Source organism: Actinotalea ferrariae CF5-4 (assembly GCF_000603945.1).
Classification (GTDB): domain Bacteria; phylum Actinomycetota; class Actinomycetes; order Actinomycetales; family Cellulomonadaceae; genus Actinotalea; species Actinotalea ferrariae.
Window position 1 is genome coordinate 1 of record NZ_AXCW01000458.1, and the last position, 319, is coordinate 319.

General features: G+C 81.5%; 1 protein-coding gene. It reads right to left on the reverse strand.

Annotation, left to right across the window (positions count from 1 at the left end):
* Window positions 1–230 (reverse strand): hypothetical protein (locus N866_RS18775; protein WP_034229662.1); only part of this gene is annotated, 230 nt, incomplete at its 3' end.
* Window positions 231–319: the final 89 nt, after the last annotated feature.

Below are 319 nucleotides of genomic sequence, written 5' to 3' on the forward strand. Positions count from 1 at the left end.
CGGGCGGGTGACGCCGCGGCGTCGTCGGGCGCCCACGTGAGCACCGCTCCGGCGACCCACGGCGGCGCCCCGGCCACGTGGTCCGGCGGAAGGACCCGGCCCGCCACGGCAAGCGGGGCGTCCCTCAGCTCGGGCCGTCCGGCGAGGCGCGCGAGCCCGTCGCGGCAGCGGTCGAGGGTGACGCCGTCCGGCACGACGACGTCCCCTCCGGGGTCCAGGGTGAAGCGCACCGGGGGAGCCTGCCGAGGGCCGGCCCCGCCGGTCGCGCCGGGACCGCCCCTCCTGTGGACGGTCCCGGCGGCGGGGGTCACTCCACCGC